The following is a 23,179-nucleotide window of genomic DNA, read 5'->3' on the forward strand; positions in this document are numbered from 1 at the left end:
ATCACCAGCGCATTGATGGGAGTTCCGTCAGCGCATGCCGCAAGCGCATCCTCGGCGGGTGCCGCCGACATGTTCCTAGTTCGCTAAGCCGACGGCCAGCGGCCGGATCCTGCTACCGAGTACGGCGTCCTCGTCCGCAAGCACTACTCAGTGATCAACTGTCAAGCCCCGGGTTTTGTAGAGGGTGTTTTATCTGGCGCCGGGATCGGAACGGTCTGGGCGGGTGCGGCCGCCGGTCAGCGGCCCTCGCCGGCTCTCGTCGGCGTCCTCTTCCCCGTGGCGGCACCGGCCGGTGTCCTCGTCTTCGACGCCTTCCTCCTCGTCGCCGCTCGCCGGGCCGCGGCCTCCTCGCTTCTCCTCGCCTTGGCCTGGGCTCTCAGCTGGGCAGCGGTCGGCACCTCGGGTCGCGGCGGCAGCGGCACCGAGCCGGCGTCGGGCGTGACGCACCGGGCCAGGTAGCGCCCGGTGTGGGAGTCCTCGCAGGCGGCCACGTGCTCGGGGGTGCCCTGGGCGACGACCGTACCGCCCCTGAGACCCCCCTCGGGCCCCATGTCGACGATCCAGTCGGCCGTCTTGATGACGTCGAGGTTGTGTTCGATGACGATCACCGTGTTGCCGGCGTCGACCAGCTTGCTCAGCACGGCCAGCAACCGGCGGATGTCCTCGAAGTGCAGGCCCGTGGTCGGTTCGTCGAGGACGTAGAGGGTACGGCCCGTGGAGCGTTTCTGCAGCTCGGCGGCCAGCTTGACGCGCTGGGCCTCCCCGCCGGACAAGGTGGTGGCCGGCTGGCCGAGCCGCACGTACCCCAGGCCCACCTCGACGAGTGTGGCCAGGTGGCGGTGGATCGAGGTGATCGGCTCGAAGAACTCGGCGGCCTCCTCGATGGGCATGTCGAGCACCTGCGCGATCGACTTGCCCTTGTAGTGCACCTCGAGCGTCTCCCGGTTGTAGCGGGCGCCGTGGCACACCTCGCAGGGCACGTAGACGTCGGGCAGGAAGTTCATCTCGATCTTGATGGTGCCGTCGCCGTAGCAGTTCTCGCAGCGGCCGCCCTTGACGTTGAAGCTGAACCGGCCCGGCCGGTAACCGCGCATCTTGGCCTCGGGGGTCTGGGCGAACAGCTGGCGGATCTTGTCGAAGACCCCCGTGTAGGTGGCCGGGTTGGAGCGCGGGGTCCGCCCGATCGGCGTCTGGTCAACATGGATGACCTTGTCGATGTGCTCGACGCCGGTGATCGAGTAGTGCCGGCCGGGCACCGCCTTGGCGCCGTACAGGCGCTTTGCCAGCGCCGTGTAGAGGATCTGGTTGACGAGCGTGGACTTGCCCGAACCGGAGACGCCGGTGACGGCGATGAGCTGGCCGAGCGGGAAGCTCACGTCGATGCCGCGCAGGTTGTTGGCGGCGGCCCCGCGTACGGTGAGTTCGGCGCCGTTGGGGGCGTGGTGCTGTGCGGGCACCTCGATGCGGCGCCGGCCGGTGAGATAGGCGCCGGTGACCGACCGCGGGCTGGCGAGCAGCTCGTCGATGGTGCCGTTGACGACGACCTCGCCGCCGTGCTCGCCCGCTCCGGGGCCGATGTCGACGATCCAGTCCGCCGAACGGATGGTCTCCTCGTCGTGCTCGACGACGATGAGCGTGTTGCCCAGGTCGCGCAGACGCTGCAGGGTCTCGAGCAGCCGCTCGTTGTCGCGCTGGTGCAGGCCGATGGAGGGCTCGTCGAGCACGTAGAGGACACCGGTGAGGCCCGAGCCGATCTGCGTGGCCAGGCGGATGCGTTGGGCCTCGCCGCCGGACAGCGTGCCAGCCGAGCGGGACAGGGTGAGGTAGTCCAGGCCGACGTCGACCAGGAAGTGCAGGCGTTCGCGGATCTCCTTGACGACGCGGGAGGCGATCTGGGCCTCGCGTTCGGTCAGTTGCAGGGACTCGAGCACCTCGAGCACCTCGCCGATGGACAGCTCGCACAGTTCCGCGATGGAGCGGCCGGACATGGTGACGGCCAGGGCCGCGGGCTTGAGGCGCGCGCCCGCGCAGGCCGGGCAGGGGATCTCGCGCAGATAGGCGCCCCACCGGTCGCGGGCGGCGTCGGTCTCGGCCTCGTCGTAGCGGCGGTGCACGTAGGGCAGGACCCCCTCGTACTTCTGCGTGTAGGTGCGCACGCGCCCGAAGCGGTTGCGGAACGTCACGTAGACGGGGTTGTCGTGGCCCTTGAGGATGAAGGCCTGGACTTCGGGGGGCAGTTCCTCCCACGGGGTGTCGACGCTGAACCCATCGGCCTCGGCCATCGCCTCGAAGACGTGGTCGTAGTGGCGTTTGACCATGGCCGAGGCCCACGGCGCGATGGCCCCCTGCCGCAGTGAGAGGGTCTCGTCGGGCACGACGAGGGCCGGGTCGACCTCGAGCTGGGTGCCCAGCCCGGTGCAGGCCGGGCAGGCGCCCCACGGGGAGTTGAAGCTGAACTGGCGCGGTTCGAGTTCGTCCATCTCCAGGTCGTGCCCGTTGGGGCAGGCCATCTTCTCGCTGAACCGGCGCCGGCGGTGCGGATCGTCGGGTTCGCGGTCGACGAAGTCGATGACGACGAGCCCTTTCGCCAGGCCGAGAGCGGTCTCGATCGAGTCGGTGATGCGCTGGGAGGCGCTGGCCTTGACGACGACGCGGTCGACGACGACGTCGATGTCGTGCTTGCGTTTCTTGTCGAGCCCGGGCGGCGCCGACAGCTGGTGCTGCTCCCCGTCGACGATGACCCGGGCGTAGCCGTCGGTGGCCAGTTCGCGGAAGAGATCGACGTACTCGCCCTTGCGGCCGCGCACCACCGGGGCGAGGATCTGGAAGCGTGTGCCCTCCTCGAGTCCCAGGAGGCGGTCGACGATCTGCTGGGGGGTCTGGCGGGCGATGGGCTCGCCGCAGGCCGGGCAGTGCGGATGGCCGATGCGCGCGTAGAGCAGCCGCAGGTAGTCGTAGACCTCGGTGATGGTGCCGACGGTGGAGCGCGGGTTGTTGCTCGTGGACTTCTGGTCGATCGAGACGGCCGGTGACAGGCCCTCGATGAAGTCGACGGCGGGCTTGTCCATCTGGCCGAGGAACTGGCGGGCGTACGAACTCAGCGACTCGACGTAACGGCGCTGCCCCTCGGCGAAGATCGTGTCGAAGGCCAGGGAGGACTTGCCCGATCCCGACAGACCGGTGAACACCACCATCTTCTCGCGTGGGATGTCGAGGCTGACATCGCGCAGATTGTGTTCCCGTGCGCCACGGACAACGAGCATGTCATTCACGGGCCCCATGGTATGAGCGGGCACCGGCATTTTCCCGTTGGCGGGCTCCCGGCGGACGGTGGACACGTCTCGCCGGGAAAGACCGCCCGGTACGCTCCGGGGACCGGCCCTGCCGGACGCCTCGTGCGGGCTGCGGCGTCATGCTCCTCCCGCACGGAGTACGGTTGCATGGATGCGAGTCTCGTTCGCGCCATGACGCGGGCATCCGAGACCACGCACCGTCACAGAGCCGGAACTGGCGCGGGCAGGCGCCGCGAGGGCCGAGGAACAACAGAAGGGACGAGGGAGCACCGCGATGCCATCACTGGACGACCAGCGGTTCCTGCCCGGCGCGGGTGATGTCCGTCTGGTCCGCCGCCGCAAGCTCGAGGCCACCCAGCAACTCCTCGGCGACACGATCATGATCGAGGAGGACGCCTGGCACGCGCCGAGTGCCCTGCCCGGCTGGTCGCGCGCCCACGTCGCCACCCATCTGGCGCGCGGCGCGGACGCACTGGCCCGCCTGGCCGAGTCGGCTCCCAGTGGCGGCACGGGTATTCCCCTGTACCTGTCCGACCGCGACCGCTTCACCGACGTCGAACGCGGCGCCGAGCGCAGGGCGCTCGACCTGCAGATCGACCTGGACACCTCGGCGGGCCGGCTGCACCGCAGTTTCGACAAGATCGACGCCCAGTCCTGCGCGGCACCGGTCGACCTGGGGGACGGGCGTCTGGTACGTCTTGATCTGCTGCCCCTGGCCAGACTGCGCGAGGTGCTCCTGCATCGTGTCGACCTCGACTGCGGTTTCTCCATCACCGACGCCGATGACGACATCGCCCGCTGGGTGCTGGAATGGACCTGCTACTGGCTGGCCGGCGACGAGTCCCTGCCGGCGCTGCAGGTGGAGTCGACCTCCGGTTTCCACGCCCGGCTGGGGGCCAGGGGGCGCCCCATCCCGGTGGGCGGCTCCGACGCCCTGCTGCTCGGCTGGCTGACCGGCCGGCTGCCCGGCAATCACCCGGCCCGCGCCGAGCTGCCCGAACTACCCGAAGGATGGCGGACATGACCATGAGCATCGAGACCCTCGTCGTGGGTCCCTTGGAGAACAATGCGTACCTGCTGACCGACGGCACCGGCCACCATGCCCTGGTGGACGCCGCGGACGAGGGGGACCGCCTGCTCGAGTGGGTCGCCGGACGCACCATCGACACGATCATCACGACCCACCGCCACGCCGACCACATCGGTGCGCTGGCCCGGCTGGCCGCAACGACCCGGGCCGCGCTCTACGCGGGCGCTCCCGATGTCGGGGCGATCCGGGCACGGACCGGGGTGGAGCCGGTCGGCGTCTGGGACGGCGACACGATCGCCGTCGGCGGCGATCTGCTCCAGGTGATCGGCCTGGTCGGCCACACGCCCGGTTCGATCGCCCTCGTCGTGCCGACCGAGCCGGCCACCACGCTCATCACCGGCGACTCGCTGTTCCCGGGCGGTGTCGGCAAGACCACCTCGCCGGCCGAGTTCGACAGCCTCTACGCCGACGTCACGACGAAGCTCTTCGCTCGTTTCGGTGACGAGACCCTCGTCCTGCCCGGCCACGGGGCACCCACCACGCTGGGCGCCGAGCGCCCCCACCTCGCCGAGTGGCGCGAACGCGGCTGGTGAAATCTGACCCCGGATCAGTCCTCCAGGAGGGAGACCTGCAGATCGTAGGCAAGGACAACAGCCACGGCGAGGGCTCGTTCCTGGTCGGGTCCGAGGAAACCCACCGTCCGGCCCAGGGACGTCACCGGAATCGTCACGACGTTGTCGAGGGATGCCGCGCACTCATGGTCGAGACCGTTGTCCGGTCCGAGGCGCAGTTCGCTGGACAATCCCTTGACGGTGGACGTGATGGGTGCGACGGTGACCTTCGTCATCGCTTCTCGGGCGAGTTCCCGGGTGAGGACGAGCACGGGCCGGGTCTTGTCGAACTCGGCCAGGCAGATCTCTCGCACGTCAGTCCTCCAGGGCAGCGTTCGAGACCGACCAGGACACCAATGCGTCCAGGTCATCGCCCGGGCCCTGCTCGGCCAGGATCCTCGCATCCGTGATCGCAGCCTGACGCCGCATCTCCCGTTCCAGTGCGGAGGCCACCAGCGCAGCCCGGCTCTGCGCGCGTCCCTCGGCCACGCTGTCGTCGAGGAAAGACACGAGCTCGCCGGGAAGCCGAACGGTGATCTGGACACTCATGTTCTCCATGATACGAGCATGAATCCCAGGATGGGATTCACCGTATCGGGACGCCTGGCCACAGCTGACCGGCAGGGGGACGACCGGTCAGCTCCACTGGTCCTGGGTGGCCTCGAACCGCGCCCGGTCCTTGGCCAGCCGCTCGGCCTTGGCCCGCTCGACGGCCCTCCTGTCGTGCCGGATCCGCAACACCGAGACGACGGCCGTCACGGCGAGGATCCCGACGATGACGAGCAGGGAGATCGATGTCGGGATCTCACCGTCGAAACCGAGCCGGGCGTCCAGGCCGTAGTGGTTCATCGCGTGCAGCACGAGCTTGACACCGATGAAGGTCAGCAGCACAGACAGGCCGATCGGCAGGTAGACGAGGCGGTTGAGCAGATCGCCGAGCAGGAAATAGAGCTGGCGCAGCCCCATGAGCGCGAAGACGTTCGCGGTGAACACGATGTACGGCTGCTGCGTGAGCCCGAAGATCGCCGGAATCGAGTCGAGGGCGAACATGACGTCGGTGGAGCCGAGGGCTACGATGACGAAGAACAGGCTGGTGGCGAGGAGCCTGCCGTCGGAGCGGACGAACACCTTGTCATCGACGAACTCGTTGTTCGAGGGCACGGCCTTCTTCACCCAGCGCATGAGCCGGCCCTCCGTGGCGTCGTCCGCGTCGTTGTCCGAGTCGTGGCGGAGGTAGTCGCGCACGAGGTCGACGGCGGTGTAGATGAGCCAGGCGCCGAAGACGAAGAACACCCAGGCCAGGCGCGCGATGAGCGTGGCGCCCAGGGCGATGAAGACGCCGCGGAACAGCAGGGCGAGCATGATGCCGACGAGCAGGGCGAACTGCTGGCTCTCACGCGGCACCCGCATCTTGCGCATGATGATGAGGAAGATGAACAGATTGTCGAGCGAGAGACTGTACTCGGTGAGCCAGCCGGCGAAGAACTCGCCCGAGTGCGTACCGCCGGCGAAGAAGTGCAGGCCCAGCCCGAACGCGATGGCCAGGCCGACGTACAGGCCGATATAGGCGACGCACTCGCGCACGCTCGGCACGTGCGGGCGCCTGGCCATGTGCACGGCGTCGGCGATGAGCACGCCGAGCATGACGACGAGAGTGATGATCCAGGTGAGCACGGAAACGTGCATGGGGCCTCCACGAAGACGATGTCCTTCGATGAGGTCTCTTCCCTCCGCACGACGAAGCGGAGCGCAGCGCCGGGCGCCCTGGCACCGTCCTGACGACCACTGCGCAAGTGGAGTACTCCCCTCAACAGCTTCCCATTGTGGCACCAAGAGGCAAGCTCGGCCGGCAAACCGTTCAGAGTTGCCCCCAGCAGGACGCCCTGCGGGCTCACGAGAAGAGCGAGGGAATGTCAGCGGGTGGCCTCGACCATGGCCCGCAGCTCGCGTTTGAGCTCGCCGATCTCGTCGCGCAGGCGGGCCGCCAGCTCGAACTGCAGCTCGGCGGCCGCCGTGTGCATCTGGTCGGTGAGCTCGCCGATGAGCTCGGCCAGCTCGGTGGCCGGCATCCCTGCCCCGTCGGTGCGCCGGGCGGCGCCGGGCTGGGCAGCGCTGCGGCCCGCGGGCCGGGCCGAGGTCATGAGCCGGTCCGTGTCGGCGTCCTCGCGGGCGAGCATGTCGGTGATGTCGGCGATCCGCTTGCGCAGGGGTTGCGGGTCGATGCCGTGCTCGGTGTTGTAGGCCAGCTGGATCGCGCGGCGGCGGTTCGTCTCGTTGATGGCCGACTCCATCGACGGGGTGATCTCGTCGGCGTACATGTGCACCTGGCCGGAGACGTTGCGGGCGGCGCGACCGATCGTCTGGATGAGCGAGCGTTCGGAGCGCAGGAAGCCCTCCTTGTCGGCGTCGAGGATGGCCACGAGCGAGACCTCGGGCAGGTCGAGGCCCTCGCGCAGCAGGTTGATGCCGACGAGCACGTCGTACTCGCCGGTGCGCAGCTCGCGCAGCAGGTCGACGCGTGTGAGGGTGTCGACCTCACTGTGCAGGTACCGGGTGCGCACGCCGCGTTCGAGGAAGTAGTCGGTGAGGTCCTCGGCCATCTTCTTGGTGAGGGTGGTGACCAGGACGCGCTCGTCGCGGGCGGCGCGTTCACGGATCTCGCCGAGCAGGTCGTCGATCTGGCCGTGCGTGGGCTTGACGACGACCTCGGGGTCGACCAGGCCGGTGGGCCGGATGATCTGCTCGACGACGCCGTTGGCGCGGGCCGTCTCGTAGGGACCCGGGGTCGCCGACGAGTAGATGGTCTGGCCGATGCGCTCGGTGAACTCCTCGAACCGCAGGGGGCGGTTGTCCATGGCGCTGGGCAGCCGGAAGCCGTGCTCGACGAGGGTGCGTTTGCGGCTCATGTCGCCCTCGAACATGGCACCGATCTGCGGCACCGTGACGTGCGACTCGTCGATGACGAGCACGAAGTCCTCGGGGAAGTAGTCGAGCAGGCAGTTCGGCGGCGAGCCCGGGCCGCGCCCGTCGATGTGCCGCGAGTAGTTCTCGATGCCGGCGCAGGTGCCGACCTGGCGCATCATCTCGATGTCGTAGCTGGTGCGCATGCGCAGCCGCTGGGCCTCGAGGAGCCTGCCGTCCTTCCCGAGCTCGTCGAGGCGGGCCGCCAGCTCGGCCTCGATGGAGGCGATGGCGCGTTCCATGCGTTCGGGACCGGCGACGTAGTGGGAGGCGGGGAAGACGTAGACCTGCCGGTCCTCGCTGAGGATCTCACCGGTGAGCGGGTGCAAGGTGGTGAGGGCCTCGATCTCGTCGCCGAAGAACTCGACGCGCAGCGCGTTCTCCTCGTACATGGGGAAGATCTCGAGGGTGTCGCCACGCACCCGGAAGGTGCCTCGGGCGGCCGCCACGTCGTTGCGCACGTACTGCATCTCGACGAGCCTGCGCAGCAGATCGGTGCGCTCCCACTCGTCGCCCACGGTGAGGGGCACCATGCGGTCGACGTACTCCTGGGGGGTGCCCAGACCGTAGATGGCGCTGACGGTGGCGACGACGATGACGTCGCGCCTGGTGAGCAGCGAGTTGGTCGCCGAGTGCCGCAGCCGCTCGACCTCCTTGTTGAGGCTGGAGTCCTTCTCGATGTAGGTGTCCGTCTGGGGGATGTAGGCCTCGGGCTGGTAGTAGTCGTAGTAGCTGACGAAGTACTCGACGGCGTTGTCGGGGAAGAACTCGCGCAGCTCGGTGGCGTACTGGGCGGCCAGCGTCTTGTTGGGCTGCATGACGAGCATCGGCCGCTGCAGTCGTTCGGCCAGCCAGGCAATGGTCGCCGTCTTGCCGGTGCCGGTGGCGCCCAGCAGGACGATGTCCTGCTCGCCCGCCCTGATGCGCCGTTCGAGTTCGTCGATGGCGGCCGGCTGATCTCCGGAGGGCTCGAAGTCGGCCTTCACGGCGAACGAGGCCACTGTGCGGGTGATCGACTCGACTGGACGCATGCTCCGAGCCTATGCGCCCCCACCGACACTCCCCGGACGCTCCTGGCCGGGAACCGTCACCGCCTGCCGGTAGCGTGTAACCATGCCAAGCAGGTATGCGACGCGGCAGTCACCGATCGACCCCGCCTCGATGCTGGTGCGCGCGGTCCCGACGATGGCCGTCGTCCGCCACGGCGCCGACCACTTCCCCGAACTGCTGCCCGGCATCACCCTCGTTCCCGCCCAGCCCCGGTCCGATGACGTCCTCGTCATGGCCGACGAGCACCTGGCGGCCCCGCACGGCGGACCGTCGGCGCTCTACGCGAGGGCACGGGCGGCGCTGCGCGGCCGCCCGGTCGAGCTGACGCCCGACGGCACCGCCGCCATCTGGGCGGTCAGTGGGGACGGCTTCGTCAGCGGCCGTCTCGGCCTGGTCGCCGACTACCTGCCCGAGCCGTGGCGGGGCTCCCTGCCCGCCAACGGCATCGTCCTGGCCGTTCCCCGGGCCGGACTCATGCTCGTCCACGTACCCACCGGCGAGGACCTCACCCGGGCGCTCAGCACCATGTCGGCCCGGGCCCTCGACGAGTACCGCACCGGCCCCGACCCGCTGGTGCCCTTCCTCTACTACGTCTGCGCCGAGGGCCGCGCCCAGCAGCTGTCCCAATACGACGGCCCCGATGGCAGCCAGCTCGTCGTCCAGGGCGCCTTCCGCCGGGTCTACGAGCGGTTCATCCCGCAGCGGCCGGCGGCCGGCACCGGCTGATGGTGTCCGGCTGACCCGGGCCGGAGCGGCCCGGTGAGCCCGGCTGCACGGGCTGCGCGGCGGGCGTGAGGCGCCGTCACATTGATAGCCTGAGCTGGCCCGGACACCCCCGAGTCAGGAGACCCGATGCCGAAGGACCAGCGCAGCAGGGCCGCTGCCGAGACCATTGCAGTCAGCGAACAGATGCTGGCTGGGCTCACCGATGTCCTCGGCGAGGACAAGACCCCCGAGCTCCCGCCCCTGCACCGGTTCCCCGAGACCAGTGCCGAACCGGCTCGCCGGCGCATCCGTGAGATCATCACCGGCCTGGCCGACGGCACCGACCCGTACGACGCGTCCTTCCGGCCGGTTCCGCCATCGGATCACCTGCCGCCCGCATATCTGCGGCAGGAGAAGGCATGCGCGCAGTTCGACGAGGACCTGCTCGACGCGCTCATCAGGGTCGCCGACGGCTCCGACGAGACGCCGGCACTCGACCCCGGCTGGTACACCATCGTCGTCGACATCCTGTCCCGCGGCTGCCACGAGCTGAGTTTCATCCACCTGGCCCGTATCGTGCGTGTCATCCTCCGGGGTGACCTGGTCAACCTGCCCCACGCGCTGGACAGGCTCGTGTCGTACCGTGTCCGGCACGAGGAGGTGAACAGCGAACCGAGGGTCCTCGACGACGCCCTGCACCGGTCCGGCTTCGACGAGGAGACGGTCAACTCCTTCATCGCATCCCTGGCGATGCACTCCTGGCCGTGGGACCCGGCCGACCTGTGGCCCTGGCTCATCGAGCGCCCCGAGGTCCTCGAGACGTGGCTCATCGGTGAGGGCATCGACTCGTGGCTGATGGTCCCCGAGAGGGCCCTGCACGTACTCACGTACTGCCCGCACGTCCCGAACCGGCTGCTGCCGCTCCTCGCCGAGAAGGCCACCGGGGACTCCCTGGTGCAGCGCCGCCTGGCCCGGCAGATCCTGGCCACCACCCCGGCGGCCCTGTACCTGGCCTGCGCCCAGCTGGGACTGCGGACATCTGACAGACGGCTCGTCGCCGTGGACTGGCTGAGTTCGATGGGTGACCAGCGAGCCGTGCCGGTGCTGCGCGAGGCCCTCGACGAGGAACGCAACCACTTCGTGCGCGCCGCCGAGATCAAGCTCCTGCAGGCCAGCGGCGAGGACATCGGCGCGTTCCTGTCACCGCGGGTCCTGACCGACGAGGCCAGGGAGGGGCTGCGGGGATCATGGCCGAAGCACCTCGACTGGCTCGACCCCGCCGCACTGCCGGCCGCCCGCTGGGCCGATGGCACAGTTGTCGAGCCGAAGGTCCTCGCATGGTGGGTGACACTGGCCGACACGATGAAGGACCCCGACGGTTCCGGTCTCATGGCCCTCTACCTCGACCGGCTCGACCCCGACGACGCCGCGGAACTCGGCCGCCACGTCATCGACCGGTGGATCGAGCACGACACCCGCCGCCGCAGCACGGAGAAGAACCGCGAGCTGGCCGAGATCTCGGGACTGCTCACGTACAAGGACTGGCAGCGCAGGGCCGAGTCGCTGACCCCGGCGGACACCGGTTGCTACGCGGAGGAGATCCGTGAGCAGGCGGCCCGGCCCCAGCAGAGCTTCATCGACGAGTACTTCAGGAACTACGAACGCTCCTACCTGGGTTCGGCGATCACGAACAAGGGCCTGCTCGCCCTGACCGTCGCCATGCCGGGCGACGAACTGGCCCGGACCGTGCAGACCTACATGAGTGAGCACCGGCAACGCCGGACGCAGTTCGTGGCCCTGCTGTCCGCCCTGGCCGCCAACGGCCGGCCGGGCAGCGTCGACCTGCTCATGGCGATCGCCCGCCACCACTCGATGCCGACCGTCCAGAAGGCCGCCGGTGAGCTGGCCGGACGGTTCGCCGAACACCACGGCTGGACCGCCGACGAGCTGGCCGACCGCATCATCCCCACCGCCGGTCTCGCAGACGACGGCCTGCTGCACCTCGACTACGGGCCCCGCCAGTTCCACGGCAGCCTCACCGCCAAGGGCCGCCTCCGGCTGAGCGGTCCGGACCTCAAGCCGATCCGCTCGCTGCCCGGGCCCGAGGCCGGCGACGACCCCGAGCTCGTGGCGGCCGCCAAGGAGCAGCTGAGCGCCTCACGCCGGGAGCTCACGTCGGTCATGTCCCGGCAGCCGGCCCGGCTCCACGAGGCGATGTGCCTGGGCCGGGTCTGGCCCGCGGAGGCCTGGCGACAGTCCCTGGCCGCCCACCCGCTGATGCGCCTGCTCCTCGCCCGGCTCGTCATGGCTGGAGAACCCCGGGACGCCCCGGCAGAGGGCCTTCCGGCCCACTGCCGACGGCAGCCTCGTGGACGTCGACGGCGAACCGCTCACCCTGGATCCCGAGTCCCGCATCGGGCTGGCCCACGGCACCGGCCTCGGCGCCGAGGCCGCCGGGGCATGGCGTCGTCACCTGGAGGAGCACGCCGTGGCACCGCTGTTCGACCAGCTGAGCGCGCTGGAGACGCCGGCCGTCGAACCGCTGGTCACCCGCATGGACGATCTGTGCGGCCGCGTCAGTGACACCTTCAGCTTCCACGACACCATCACCGGACGCGGCTACACCCGCCGCGACCGGTCCTTCAGCTGGTTCAACGAGTACCAGAGGAGCATCGGCGACTCCGGGTTCGCGGTGGTCATCGAGTTCACCGGCTCGGACCAGGACGACACGGAACCGAGGCCCTGCGCCACCGAGTCGCTGTACGTCCTCAGGCAGAACCATCGGATGGAACTCGCCGCGCTGCCACCGGTGCTGCTGGCCGAGGCGCGCGCCGACTACGAGGCCGTCGCTGCGCTGGGGCCCTACGACGAGGACTACCGCCGGCTGCGCTGAGACCAGGCCCGCGACCGGGCCCGGCCGGTCCGCGGGGCACCCGGCCTGCTGACGCCGGGGCCGGGGGCAGCGCCGTCACGGACCACGCCTGCCAGGGCATCGGTGGTCGCGGCGACGAGCCGGGGCGGTTCCCGGCCTCGTCAGGCGGTCAGCCGATCCAGTTCGGCGCGCAGATTGGCTCGGGATCGGGCGCCCCACAGGGCCCGCCCGGTCGCTGTCGCGTAGCGGTGGGTGGCCAGCAGGTGCCCGACGGCGGCCCGCCGCGCCGCCCGCCAGCCGGCCTCGTCGAGGCCCTGCTCGGCGCGCAGCTGGGCCACCGACTCCTGGTACCGTGCCGGCGGGGCGCCGAGCACGGCCAGGTCCGCGTCACAGACCCTGGCCCCCGCCTCGTCCGCGGCGAGGGGACGATGGTGCCCGGTGAGCAGGATCAGCCGGGTGACCTCCGCCGTCTCGGCGGGCGCCCAGCCGGCCGAGACCAGCCACGAGGCGGCCAGCTCGGCAGAGGCCGGTTCGTCCTCACCGGGCCGGTTGCGGTGGACGGCGTCATGGAACCACAGGGACAGCCGCTCGAGACGGGTGCAGCCGAGCAGGTCACCCGCCTCAAGCGCCTCGGCCAGGTGCTGGCTGCCGTGGTAGTGACGCCACGGCTCCTGCCACAGCGCCATCAGCCGCCGCCCCAGTTCGGGCTGGTCCGGCCAGTCCGCCGACCAGCGCTGCACGAGACTCACCACAGCTGGACGACCCAGCCGGCGAGCGCGGCCAGGCCGCCGGCGATCAGGAGGCTGGCCAGCGTCCCGATGATGAAGTGTTCGGCCACCTCGCCGCTACGGGCCCCGCGGATCTCGGGGAACCGGGCGAAGGCCTTCACCGCCACGGTGACGGCCACCAGTGAGGGCTCGCCGGCCAGCAGGGCGCCGAACACGGCGGCACGCTCCAGCGCGCCGATCCAGCGGCCGCCGCGCAGTACTCCCCCGTCGGCGCAGGAACGAGGCGAGCTCCCGTGCGTGGCGTCGGGACCGGCCCGTGAGCCATCGGCGCGACGCAGCAGCTCCTCGACGAGCGGGCTGCCGCCGAACACGGCGATCGCGCCGAGCAGGCCGGCCACGAGAACACGGAGAAGATCGGCGAGCAACTGGGTCATGGCGCCACCGTAGAGGGGCCCACCGACACGCCCATCGCCTCGGCGAGCCGAGCCGTGGCGAGATCCAGCCCGGCAGCGGCCTCCCGGTGATGGGCGGCTCGCAGACGCTGGCCGACCGCCTGGGGACTGATGCCCAGACGCTCGGCCGCCTGCGTCTGGGTGAGGCCGGCATCGACGAGGTCGATGACCTGCCATCCTGCCGTGCTGCGCCGGAGCACCAGTGCCGCTGCGAGGGCGAGGATCGTCTGCGCCTCGCCCAGTGCCCGGGCGTCCTGCGTTCCTGCGCCCCCGACGAGCCGGGGAGCGGTCGCAGCCGCTCGCCCGATGGCCTGCCGGGCCGCCAGATAGGCCGGGCCGCGGGCGGCGCGGGTGGTGTCCGGCAGGGGCATCTCGACCTCACCGACACCGACGCCGATGTGCCAGTCCCCCAGGCGCAGGAGCATGGTGACCGCGCCGATGACGGCGGTGGGGTCTGCGCTGAGTGCCTGGATCTCGTCGCCTGCGGTGCGCTCGAAACCCAACCTGAATCCATCGGACAGCGGCGCCAGCGCATGAAGGGCCTCGGGCACCTTGTCCGGACCGCGCCGGCTCACCCGCTGATCGGCGACCACCACCGCCCAGCACCGGACCTCACCATCAGCCATGACTCCATTCAATCTTTCAGACTTGATTCAGGCAACGAAAGGATTGAGCCTTGGCAGCGAATCCGTTGTGTCCCGCAGGCACTGGCGTGCGACTGGTTGTATGAGCGGCCGCGGGGACGGGTTCAGCGGCAGCGCGCCGCGCCGGGCGCGATGACCTCGTCCCACAGGCGGTCCACCTGGGCGCGTGTCGACTGCAGGGAACCGGCATTGTCGATGACCGTGCCGGCCACGGCCAGGCGCTCGGGCCGCGAGGCCTGCGCCGCGATGCGGTCCCTCGCCTGCTCGGCGCTCATGGCGTTGCGGGCCATCAACCGCGCGATCTGCGTCTCGACCGGCACGTCGACGACCACCAGGTGGTTGAAGTCATGGGCCCTGCCGGTCTCGATGAGCAACGGGATGTCGTGCATGACCACCGCGCCGTCGGGGGCCGCGTCCTGCAGCTCGTCTGCGGCGGCGACGATGAGCGGGTGCGTGATCTCGTCCAGGCGTCGTCGCGCGGCCTCGTCGCTGAACACGAGAGCGGCGAGCGCTCCGCGGTCGAGCGCACCGTCCGGGGTGAGGATGTCCGGGCCGAACGCCTCGGTGAGGGCCCGCAGCCCGCGGGTCCCCGGTTCGACGATCCGCCGGGCCAGCAGGTCGTAGTCGATGTGCACGGCCCCGTGCTCGACGAGCACGGCAGCGACGGCGCTCTTGCCGGAGGCGATGCCGCCGGTGAGGCCGAGCGTGAAGACCCGCCCCACCGGGGGGCCCGTCCTCGTGACGTGGTGTGCGGCCGGCATGGGCGTGGTCAGGGCGCGATGCGGCTCAGCGCGTCGAGGGTGATCTCGAGGGCCACGCCCCGTGAGCCCCTCCCCCAGTCTCGGATGTCGTGGCCGTTCTCGGGATCGGCGAGGGTGTCGGCGGTGTAGAAGAGCTGGGCGAACTGCGCCCCGCGCAGGGCGGCGGAGGCCGCCATGGCGGAGCACTCCATGTCGACGATGGCGCAGCCCTCGGCCCGGCGGTGGTTCAGCATGGCCCTGGTCTCACGGTAGAAGGCGTCGTTCGTCCACACGGGAGCATCGCTGACCCGGTAGCCGGCCGCCTCGACGGCCTCGGTGAGGACGGCGCGCAGCTGCGGGTCGATGTCGATCCAGCGGCTGGCCGGCACGTACTGGAAACTCGTCCCCTCGCCACGCAGCGCCCGCGCCGGGACGACGAGCTCACCGACCTCCAGCGGCTCGAGGGCACCGCACGAGCCGACGGCGATGGCCTTGCGGACGCCGTGCCGGAAGAGCATGTCGGTGTGCATGACGGCCGCCGGTGCGCCCAGCGGCATCATGAGGATCGCGAAGTCGCCCTGCACGTCGTGGCCGCGGTAGACCGGATAGGTGTTGCCGATCAGCTCCAGTGTCTCGATGACGGGCAGGTTCTCGGCGCGGGCGTACTCGTCGACGACCTCGCCGAGGAAGGCGAGGACGGCCCGGCGCGGGTAGAGGTCGCCGGGGATGGACGCGGCCTCGCTCTCACCGATGAGATCGACGGAGTCGTCGTCGCGTTCGATGATGGGCAGGTCGTGGGTGTGCAGCATGGGTCGGGTCCTGGCTCCGGCCGGCTCTCGCGCGGCCTCGGTTTGGGTACAAGGTTCGGGGTCCGGCGGGCCGGCTCCCGGCGGACAGGATGGAAGGCCCCGGCCCGTCCGCCGGGCCGGGGCCTTCCATCCTGCGTTCGTGTCGGGCGCGATGACGCCGACGGGCTCAGTGGCTGCCCGACAGCTTGTCGCGCAGGGCCTGCAGGGCCTCGTCGGAGGCGAGCGAGCCCTCGTTGTCGGCAGGGACGGCGGAGTAGTTCGTGCCGGCCTCGGCAGCGGCCTGCTGATCGGCCTCCTCGGCCTCGGTGGCCTGCTTCTTCAGGGCCAGCCAGCGGGCCTGGGCCTCGGCGTACTGGGCCTCCCAGGCCGCCTGCTGCTCCTCGTAGCCCGGCTTCCACTCGTTGGTCTCCGGGTCGAAGCCCTCGGGGTAGATGTAGTTGCCGTTCTCGTCGTAGCTGGCGGTCATGCCGTACAGCGAGGGATCGAAGTCGTCGGCCGCGATGTCGATGCCCTCGTTGGCCTGCTTCAGCGACAGGCTGATGCGGCGGCGCTCCAGGTCGATATCGATGATCTTGACCATGACCTCGGTGTTGACCGAGACGACCTGCTCGGGGATCTCGACGTGGCGTTCGGCCAGCTCGGACACGTGAACCAGGCCCTCGATGCCCTCCTCGACGCGGACGAAGGCGCCGAACGGGACGAGCTTGGTGACCTTGCCCGGCACGATCTCACCGATCTGGTGGGTACGGGCGAAGACCTGCCAGGGATCCTCCTGCGTGGCCTTGAGCGACAGGGAGACGCGCTCGCGCTCCATGTCGACGTCCAGAACCTCGACGGTGACGGGCTGGCCGACCTCGACGACCTCGCTCGGGTGGTCGATGTGCTTCCAGGACAGCTCGGAGACATGGACCAGGCCGTCGACGCCGCCGAGATCGACGAAGGCACCGAAGTTGACGATGGAGGAGACGACACCCTTGCGGATCTGTCCCTTCTGGAGCTGCTCCAGGAAGTTGTGGCGCGTCTCGGACTGGGTCTGCTCGAGCCAGGCACGACGCGACAGGACGACGTTGTTGCGGTTCTTGTCGAGTTCGATGATCTTCGCCTCGAGCTCCTGACCGACGTAGGGCTGCAGGTCGCGGACGCGGCGCATCTCGACGAGTGAGGCGGGCAGGAAGCCGCGCAGGCCGATGTCGACGATGAGACCGCCCTTGACGACCTCGATGACGGTACCGGTGACGACGCCGTCCTCGTCCTTGATCTTCTCGATCGCACCCCAGGCACGTTCGTACTGGGCGCGCTTCTTGGAGAGGATCAGACGGCCGTCCTTGTCCTCCTTCTGCTGGACGAGGGCCTCGATCTCGTCGCCAACGCTGACGACGTCGAAGGGGTCGACATCATGCTTGATGGAGAGTTCCTTGGACGGGATGACGCCTTCGGTCTTGTAGCCGATGTCGAGGAGTACCTCGTCACGATCAACCTTGACGACAGTGCCGGTGACGATGTCGCCGTCGTTGAAGTACTTGATGGTGGCATCAACTGCGGCCTCGAAGGCTTCAGCTGTACCGATGTCGTCGATTGCGACGGCCTCAATGGAGGAGGTCATGTAGTAGGGCTCCGATGGTGGATGGTTATTGACTCAGTGCGCCGTGCCTGCTGGCGCGCACGACGGCGACGACGAAATCCGAGAAGAGCCCGCAACCACCGCTGTGCGCACCCGCCGGCGAGCCGCGGGGTGCCACGGTCCGCTGACGACGACGCCGCACCCTCTGTCCGGCGCGGCGCACACAGCGCAGAACAAGTTTAGGCGGCCGCGCCACCCCCGGGCAACCTTCGGCGCCGTCGGCGCACCCTGACCCGTCCCCGCCCCGGGGATGTCCCGGCCCAGTCCGCGCGGCGTGCTCAGCGCCAGGGATCGGGCAGCGCGACGTACACCGTCTCGAGGTATTCCTCGATTCCCTCGAAGGAGCCCTCCCGGCCGACACCGGACTGCTTGACGCCGCCGAACGGCGCCGCGGCGTTGGAGAGCAGGCCGGTGTTGGCGCCGATCATGCCGGTCTCCATCGCGTCCGCGAACCGCTGGATGCGGTCGAGGTCCCGGGTGAAGACGTAGCCGGCCAGACCGGCGGGCACCGAGTTGGCGATGGCCAGGGCCTGTTCCTCGGTCCTGAAGGTGGTGATCGGGGCGACCGGTCCGAAGATCTCGGTGGTCATGATCTCGGCATCGGGGGCCACCCCGGTCAGGACGGTGGGCTGGTAGTAGCTGCCGGGCAGGTCCGGGATGCGGGCGCCGCAGGTGGCCCTGGCCCCGGCGGCGATGGCGCGGTCGACGAGGCCGGCGATGGCGTCGCGGTCCGCGGCGCTGATCAACGGGCCGACCTGGGTGCCGGGTTCGGCGCCGTCGCCGCACACGAGCCCGGACAGGCGCGCGGTGAGCTTCTCGGTGAACTCGGGGGCGCAGGACTCGTGGACGATGAACCGGTTGGCGGCGATGCAGGCCTGTCCCATGTTGCGCATCTTGGCGGCGACCGCACCGTCGACCGCCGCGTCGACGTCGGCGTCGCCGAAGACGATGAACGGGGCGTTTCCGCCCAGTTCCATCGAGACCCGCAGGCCGTTCCGGGCGGCTGCGGCGGCCAGGGACTGGCCGACCGGGGAGGATCCGGTGAACGAGAGCTTGCGCAGGCGCGGGTCGGCGATGATCGCATCGGTCACGTCGTGGCAGCGGCAGGTGATGACATTGACGACCCCGTCGGGCAGGCCGACGTCGGCGAGGACCTTCGCGAACAGCAGGGTGGTCAGCGGGGTGGCGCTGGCCGGACGGATGACGACGGTACAGCCGGCGGCCAGGGCCGGGGCGATCTTCCGGGTGGCCATGGCCAGCGGGAAGTTCCACGGGGTGATGAACAGGCAGGGTCCGACAGGGCGTCTGGTGATGAGCTGCCGGAGCATCCCCTCGGGGGTGCTGGCGTAGCGCCCGGCGATGCGCGGGGCCTGCTCGGCGAACCAGCGCACGAACTCGGCGCCGTAGGTGACCTCGCCATGACTCTCGGCCAGTGGCTTGCCCATCTCAAGGGTCATGAGCAGCGCGAAGTCATCCCTGCGCCGGGTGATCTCCTCGAAGGCGGCGCGCAGCAGTTCGGCACGCTCCCGCGGGGCGGTGCGGCGCCACGTGTCCTGGGCCCGGGCGGCCGCGTCGAGGGCGGCCAGCCCCTGCGCCGTGTCGGCGTCGGCGATGGCCGCCAGGACGCTCCCGTCGGCCGGGTTCGTCACCTCGAAGGTACCGGCCGCGCCGGGCACGGCCGCACCGCCGATGATGAGCGTGCCAGGAGTGTCCGCCGGAACCGAGTAGGAGGTCATGGACCCAACGATAACGACCGAGGCCGGCGCCGGGGCCGGGCGAGGAGGGCCATAGGACCGCGGACACGGGTTGTCCTTCCCCGCCCGCTGTTAGGCTGGGCGCGTCGCCGTCACCAACCCCGGACGGCCCGGCGAAAGGTTCCCGTGAAAAGGTCAACGAAGCGCATCCTCGGCTGGGGCATCCCGCTGCTCGTCGTCGTGATCATCGCCGCCTATTTCGGTTGGCGCTGGCTCAAGACACGTCCTTCGGAGTACGAGCAGAAGATCCCCGTCTACCCGGTCTCCCCCACGGCCACTGCCAGCGAGAACGTGAACGACGTACCCGAGGGCTGCTCCCCGAACCCGTCGGAGATCGTGGGCACCCACATCAAGTTCGATGGTCACACCGATGAGCTGACGCTGCTCTCCCTCGGTCTCGACGCGGAGGGCCTGCCCGGCACCCCGCCCGGTGACGAGGGCTACACCCTGGCCTGGTGGAACGGCGGCCCCTCCGTCGGCTCCGAGCATGGCAAGGTCGTCCTCACCTCGCACACCTTCCGCTACGGCGGGGCGCTCGGCAACGACCTCAACGAGGGCCTGCTCAGCAGGAACGACGTCATCAGGATCAGCAATGACGCGGGCGAGACGGTCTGCTACCGCTTCACCAATGCCCTCAAGATCTACGTCGACGAATACGACCCCGACTCGAACGTCCTCTACGACGACTACGGAGATCCGATGATCGTCATCGTCGTCTGCTCGGACTACCCCGCCAACGGCGGCGATCCGGCGGCACGGGTCCTCTACTACGCGAAGCTGGTGCGCGCGGCCTGACGCAGCCCCGTGCTCCCGGAGCCCTCGACGGCCTGGCCGTCGAGGGCTCCGGCTCACTGCGGCGGCAGATCGGAGACGGCACGGGCATAGGCGGCCGCCAGCCGGCCGGGGTCGACGCGGTGCGCGGCCAGCGCGCAGCCGTCCCCGCGGGGATTGAGCCCGATGCCCTCGTCGGCCCAGTGCCCGAGCGCCCTGCGCCAGGGCCCGAGTGTTCCCCGGGCGTTGACGACGCGCCACCACGGCACGGGCGAGCCGTCCGTCGCCATGATGCGGCCGACCTGGCGCGGACCGGTTCCGACAAGTGCGGCGATGTCGCCGTAGGTGGCCACCTGCCCCGGCGGGACGCACTCGACGGCGCGCAGCACCCGCTCGATGAGCAGTTCGTCGACCGGGGGCACGGCGCTCAGTGGGCGGCGTCGTTCCAGCTGCGGCCGTAGCCGAAGGAGACCGACAGCGGCACCTTCAGCTCGACGGCGTGGACCATCGCCTCGGAGACGATGTCCTGGACCTGCTCGCGTTCGCCGGGGGCGACCTCGAGGACCAGCTCGTCGTGGATCTGCAACAGCATCCGGCTGGACAGCCCGGCCTCGGCCAGGGCCCGTTCCACCCGGAGCATGGCCACCTTGATGATGTCGGCGGCCGTGCCCTGGATGGGCGCGTTGAGGGCCATCCGTTCGGCCATCTCGCGGCGCTGCCGGCTGGTCGAGTTGAGATCGGGCAGATAGCGGCGCCGCCCCATCATCGTCTGCGTGTAGCCCTGTTTGCGGGCCTGGACGACGATGTCGGTCAGATACTCGCGCACGGCGCCGAAGGTCTTGAAGTACTCCGCCATGAGCTCCTTGGCGGTGGGAACGGGCACACCGAGGCGGCTCGACAGACCGTAGGCCGACAACCCGTAGGCCAGTCCGTAGTTCATCTGCTTGACGCTGGAACGCTGCTCGGGCGTGATCGACTCGGCCGGCACGCCGAAGACGTGCGAGGCGGTGACCGTGTGGAAGTCGATGCCCGAGGTGAAGGCCTCGATGAGTGCCTCGTCGCCCGAGGCGTCCGCCATGACGCGCATCTCGATCTGGGAGTAGTCGGCGCTCAGCAGCGCCTCGTAGCCCGGGGCGGCGACGAAGCCGTCGCGGATGCGCCGGCCCTCGGACGTGCGGATCGGGATGTTCTGCAGGTTCGGCTCGGTACTCGACAGCCGGCCGGTACCGGCCACGGTCTGCAGATAGGTGGTGTGGATGCGCCCGTCGTCACCGACCGACTTCGCCAGGGCATCGACGATCTGACGCAGCTTGATGGAGTCGCGGTGGGCCAGCAGGTGCTCGAGGAAGGGATGCTGGGTCTTGAGGTAGAGGCTCTCGAGGGCGGCGGCGTCGGTCGTGTAGCCGCTCTTGGTGCGTTTGGTCCGGGGCATGTCGAGCTGGTCGAACAGGACGCCCTGCAGCTGCTTCGGCGAGCCCAGGTTGATCTCGCGTCCGATGGCCTCGAAGGCAGCGTCCTGCGCCGCCTGCACCTTGGCGTCGAACTCGTCGTGCAGCTCGGCGAAGACGTCCTCGTCGACGCCGATGCCGCGCCGCTCCATGACGGCCAGCACCTTCTGCAGGGGCAGCTCGAGATCGCGCAGCAGACCGAGCTGGCCGGTCTTGGCGAGTTCCTCGTCGAGGACGGGCGCGAGCTGGGCGACGGCGCGGGCCCGCACCATGGCCGCCGGCTCGGCCCGCTCCCCGGAGTCGCCGTCGAAGTCGAGGGTCTCCTGGGCCTGCTCGGGCCGGTCGTCGCCGGCCTCGAGGCTGAGCCCGAGGTGACGTCCGGCGAGTTCGTCGAGTTCGTAGCGTCGCTGGTCGGGGCGCAGGAGATAGGCGGCGAGCTGGGTGTCGCTGACGAGCCCGGCCAGTTCGAGTCCCCGCGCCGCCAGGGCCAGCATCGGCCCCTTCGCGTCGTGCATGACCTTGGCCGCCCCGGGATCGGCAAGCCATGCGGCGAGCGCGTTGTCGTCGGCTGGGCTCAGCGAGCCGGGCTCGAGTCGGACGGCGGCGCCGCTGACGGTGGCGAGGGCCAGGTGGCTCACGTCACCGGTGCCCGCTCCCCAGTGGCCGGATGCCTCGATGCCGGCGCCGGCCCGGGCGTGCTCGGCGAGCCAGTCGCCGAGAGCATCGGGGGCGAGCCTCACGGGTCTGATGGTGACCGAGTCGGTACTGGCCGGGGCATCGGCCCCGTCGACGGCGAACACCCGGTCGCGCAGCCCCCTGAACTCGAGGGTGTCGAACAGCTCGTTGACGGCTTCGCGGTCGACCGGCCTCCTGGCCAGGCCCTCCGCGTCGATCTCGAGGGGCAGGTCGCTCACCAGGGCGTTGAGACGGCGGTTGCGACGCACGTCGTCCAGGTGCTCACGGAAACTCTGACCGGCCTTGCCCTTGATCTGATCCGCCTGGTCAATGAGCTCGTCGAGCCCGCCGTAGGTACCCAGCCACTTGGCCGCCGTCTTGGGGCCGACGCCGGGCACGCCGGTCAGGTTGTCGCTCGTCTCGCCGACCAGGGCGGCCAGTTCAGGGTAGCGCTGGGGCGGCACACCGTACTTGGCCTCGATGGCGGCCGGATCCATCCACACCAGCTCGGAGACTCCCTTGCGGGGGTAGAGCACCGTCGTGTTCGAGTCGACGAGCTGGAAGGCGTCACGATCACCCGAGACCACGAGGGACTCCCAGCCGAGTTCGTCGCCCTGCCGGGTCCAGGTGGCCAGGATGTCGTCGCCCTCGTACCCGGCGAGGCTGGCATGGACGATGCCCATGGCGTCGAGCACCTGCTCGATCAGCTGGATCTGCCCGGCGAACTCCGGCGGCGTGGCCGAACGAGTCGCCTTGTACTCGGGATAGGCCTCGGAGCGGAAGGTGCTGCCGGACAGGTCGAAGGTGACGCCCACGTGCGTGGGGCGCTCGTCGCGCAGCAGGTTGACGAGCATCGACGTGAAACCGTACACGGCGTTCGTGTGCTGACCGGTGGACGTCGAGAAGTTCTCGGCTGGCAGGGCGTAGAAGGCGCGGAAGGCCATGGAGTGGCCGTCGATGAGCAGCAGTCGTGGACGATCGTTCACGCCACCGAGCCTAGGCGCTCGGACCAGCA

The 23,179-nt window shown here is 69.9% G+C and carries 18 protein-coding genes and 1 pseudogene; 5 read left to right on the forward strand and 14 right to left on the reverse strand.

Features of this window, described 5'->3' with window-relative positions:
• Positions 1 to 236: 236 nt before the first annotated feature.
• On the reverse strand, positions 237 to 3,281 hold the full coding sequence (uvrA, locus tag D9T14_RS01095; protein WP_119161075.1) for an excinuclease ABC subunit UvrA: 3,045 nt from the start codon (positions 3,279 to 3,281) through the stop codon (positions 237 to 239).
• Positions 3,282 to 3,567: 286 nt separating this feature from the next.
• Here uvrA and D9T14_RS01100 point away from each other — a divergent pair, with 286 nt between their 5' ends.
• Both D9T14_RS01100 and D9T14_RS01105 read left to right on the forward strand, forming a co-directional pair.
• Positions 3,568 to 4,317 carry a maleylpyruvate isomerase family mycothiol-dependent enzyme gene (locus D9T14_RS01100; RefSeq protein ID WP_119161074.1) on the forward strand — a complete coding sequence of 250 codons (750 nt, stop codon included), beginning with the start codon at positions 3,568 to 3,570 and terminating at the stop codon, positions 4,315 to 4,317.
• Complete coding sequence (locus D9T14_RS01105) at positions 4,314 to 4,916, forward strand: MBL fold metallo-hydrolase (protein WP_232012303.1); 603 nt, start codon at positions 4,314 to 4,316, stop codon at positions 4,914 to 4,916. The genes D9T14_RS01100 and D9T14_RS01105 overlap by 4 nt, the downstream gene beginning before the upstream one ends.
• A 14-nt stretch (positions 4,917 to 4,930) precedes the next feature.
• Here the strand turns inward: D9T14_RS01105 and D9T14_RS01110 are convergent, their stop codons facing one another.
• The 4 genes from D9T14_RS01110 to uvrB all read right to left on the reverse strand — a co-directional run bounded on the left by D9T14_RS01110 (position 4,931) and on the right by uvrB (position 8,926).
• Positions 4,931 to 5,248 (reverse strand): type II toxin-antitoxin system PemK/MazF family toxin, encoded by a 318-nt coding sequence (locus D9T14_RS01110; RefSeq protein ID WP_119161073.1) that lies wholly within the window; start codon positions 5,246 to 5,248, stop codon positions 4,931 to 4,933.
• Between the two features lies 1 nt (position 5,249).
• Positions 5,250 to 5,483, reverse strand: a complete 234-nt coding sequence (locus D9T14_RS01115) for a ribbon-helix-helix domain-containing protein (RefSeq protein ID WP_119161072.1) — start codon at positions 5,481 to 5,483, stop codon at positions 5,250 to 5,252.
• Positions 5,484 to 5,570: 87 nt separating this feature from the next.
• The gene (locus tag D9T14_RS01120) at positions 5,571 to 6,620 is read right to left on the reverse strand and encodes a TerC/Alx family metal homeostasis membrane protein (RefSeq protein WP_119161071.1); all 1,050 of its coding nucleotides are present in this window, start codon (positions 6,618 to 6,620) and stop codon (positions 5,571 to 5,573) included.
• A gap of 227 nt (positions 6,621 to 6,847) precedes the next feature.
• A complete protein-coding gene (gene uvrB, locus D9T14_RS01125) occupies positions 6,848 to 8,926 on the reverse strand; it encodes an excinuclease ABC subunit UvrB (RefSeq protein WP_119161070.1) in 2,079 nt (692 codons plus the stop codon).
• A gap of 82 nt (positions 8,927 to 9,008) precedes the next feature.
• Here uvrB and D9T14_RS01130 point away from each other — a divergent pair, with 82 nt between their 5' ends.
• The gene (locus D9T14_RS01130; RefSeq protein ID WP_126464245.1) at positions 9,009 to 9,671 is read left to right on the forward strand and encodes a hypothetical protein; all 663 of its coding nucleotides are present in this window, start codon (positions 9,009 to 9,011) and stop codon (positions 9,669 to 9,671) included.
• 834 nt (positions 9,672 to 10,505) lie between these two features.
• A pseudogene (locus D9T14_RS14405) lies at positions 10,506 to 12,543 on the forward strand (DUF4132 domain-containing protein).
• Positions 12,544 to 12,683: 140 nt separating this feature from the next.
• Here D9T14_RS14405 and D9T14_RS01145 read toward each other — a convergent pair.
• From D9T14_RS01145 to D9T14_RS01175, 7 genes are all read right to left on the reverse strand, one after another.
• A complete protein-coding gene (locus tag D9T14_RS01145) occupies positions 12,684 to 13,271 on the reverse strand; it encodes an HD domain-containing protein (protein ID WP_126464246.1) in 588 nt (195 codons plus the stop codon).
• Positions 13,268 to 13,684, reverse strand: a complete 417-nt coding sequence (locus D9T14_RS01150) for a hypothetical protein (protein WP_197720567.1) — start codon at positions 13,682 to 13,684, stop codon at positions 13,268 to 13,270. Before D9T14_RS01150 ends, D9T14_RS01145 begins: the two co-directional genes overlap by 4 nt.
• A complete protein-coding gene (locus D9T14_RS01155; RefSeq protein ID WP_119161065.1) occupies positions 13,681 to 14,328 on the reverse strand; it encodes a helix-turn-helix domain-containing protein in 648 nt (215 codons plus the stop codon). Before D9T14_RS01155 ends, D9T14_RS01150 begins: the two co-directional genes overlap by 4 nt.
• 122 nt (positions 14,329 to 14,450) lie before the next feature.
• A complete protein-coding gene (gene coaE / locus D9T14_RS01160; protein ID WP_232012305.1) occupies positions 14,451 to 15,068 on the reverse strand; it encodes a dephospho-CoA kinase in 618 nt (205 codons plus the stop codon).
• Between the two features lie 47 nt (positions 15,069 to 15,115).
• Positions 15,116 to 15,895, reverse strand: coding sequence for a nucleoside phosphorylase (locus D9T14_RS01165; RefSeq protein ID WP_119161063.1), 780 nt, complete (start codon positions 15,893 to 15,895; stop codon positions 15,116 to 15,118).
• Positions 15,896 to 16,061: 166 nt separating this feature from the next.
• On the reverse strand, positions 16,062 to 17,498 hold the full coding sequence (gene rpsA / locus D9T14_RS01170) for a 30S ribosomal protein S1 (RefSeq protein ID WP_119161062.1): 1,437 nt from the start codon (positions 17,496 to 17,498) through the stop codon (positions 16,062 to 16,064).
• Between the two features lie 296 nt (positions 17,499 to 17,794).
• Positions 17,795 to 19,252, reverse strand: a complete 1,458-nt coding sequence (locus tag D9T14_RS01175) for an NAD-dependent succinate-semialdehyde dehydrogenase (RefSeq protein ID WP_119161061.1) — start codon at positions 19,250 to 19,252, stop codon at positions 17,795 to 17,797.
• Between the two features lie 144 nt (positions 19,253 to 19,396).
• On the opposite strand from D9T14_RS01175, the gene D9T14_RS01180 reads away from it, so the two are divergent.
• Positions 19,397 to 20,065 carry a class F sortase gene (locus tag D9T14_RS01180; protein ID WP_119161060.1) on the forward strand — a complete coding sequence of 223 codons (669 nt, stop codon included), beginning with the start codon at positions 19,397 to 19,399 and terminating at the stop codon, positions 20,063 to 20,065.
• 53 nt (positions 20,066 to 20,118) lie between these two features.
• Here D9T14_RS01180 and D9T14_RS01185 read toward each other — a convergent pair whose 3' ends face one another.
• Together D9T14_RS01185 and polA are read right to left on the reverse strand one after the other, a co-directional pair.
• A complete protein-coding gene (locus D9T14_RS01185; protein WP_197720568.1) occupies positions 20,119 to 20,463 on the reverse strand; it encodes an MGMT family protein in 345 nt (114 codons plus the stop codon).
• Positions 20,464 to 20,468: 5 nt separating this feature from the next.
• On the reverse strand, positions 20,469 to 23,150 hold the full coding sequence (polA, locus tag D9T14_RS01190) for a DNA polymerase I (RefSeq protein ID WP_119161058.1): 2,682 nt from the start codon (positions 23,148 to 23,150) through the stop codon (positions 20,469 to 20,471).
• Positions 23,151 to 23,179: the final 29 nt, after the last annotated feature.

Origin of the sequence: Propionibacterium australiense (assembly GCF_003666605.1) — a bacterium.
GTDB lineage: Bacteria > Actinomycetota > Actinomycetes > Propionibacteriales > Propionibacteriaceae > Propionibacterium > Propionibacterium australiense.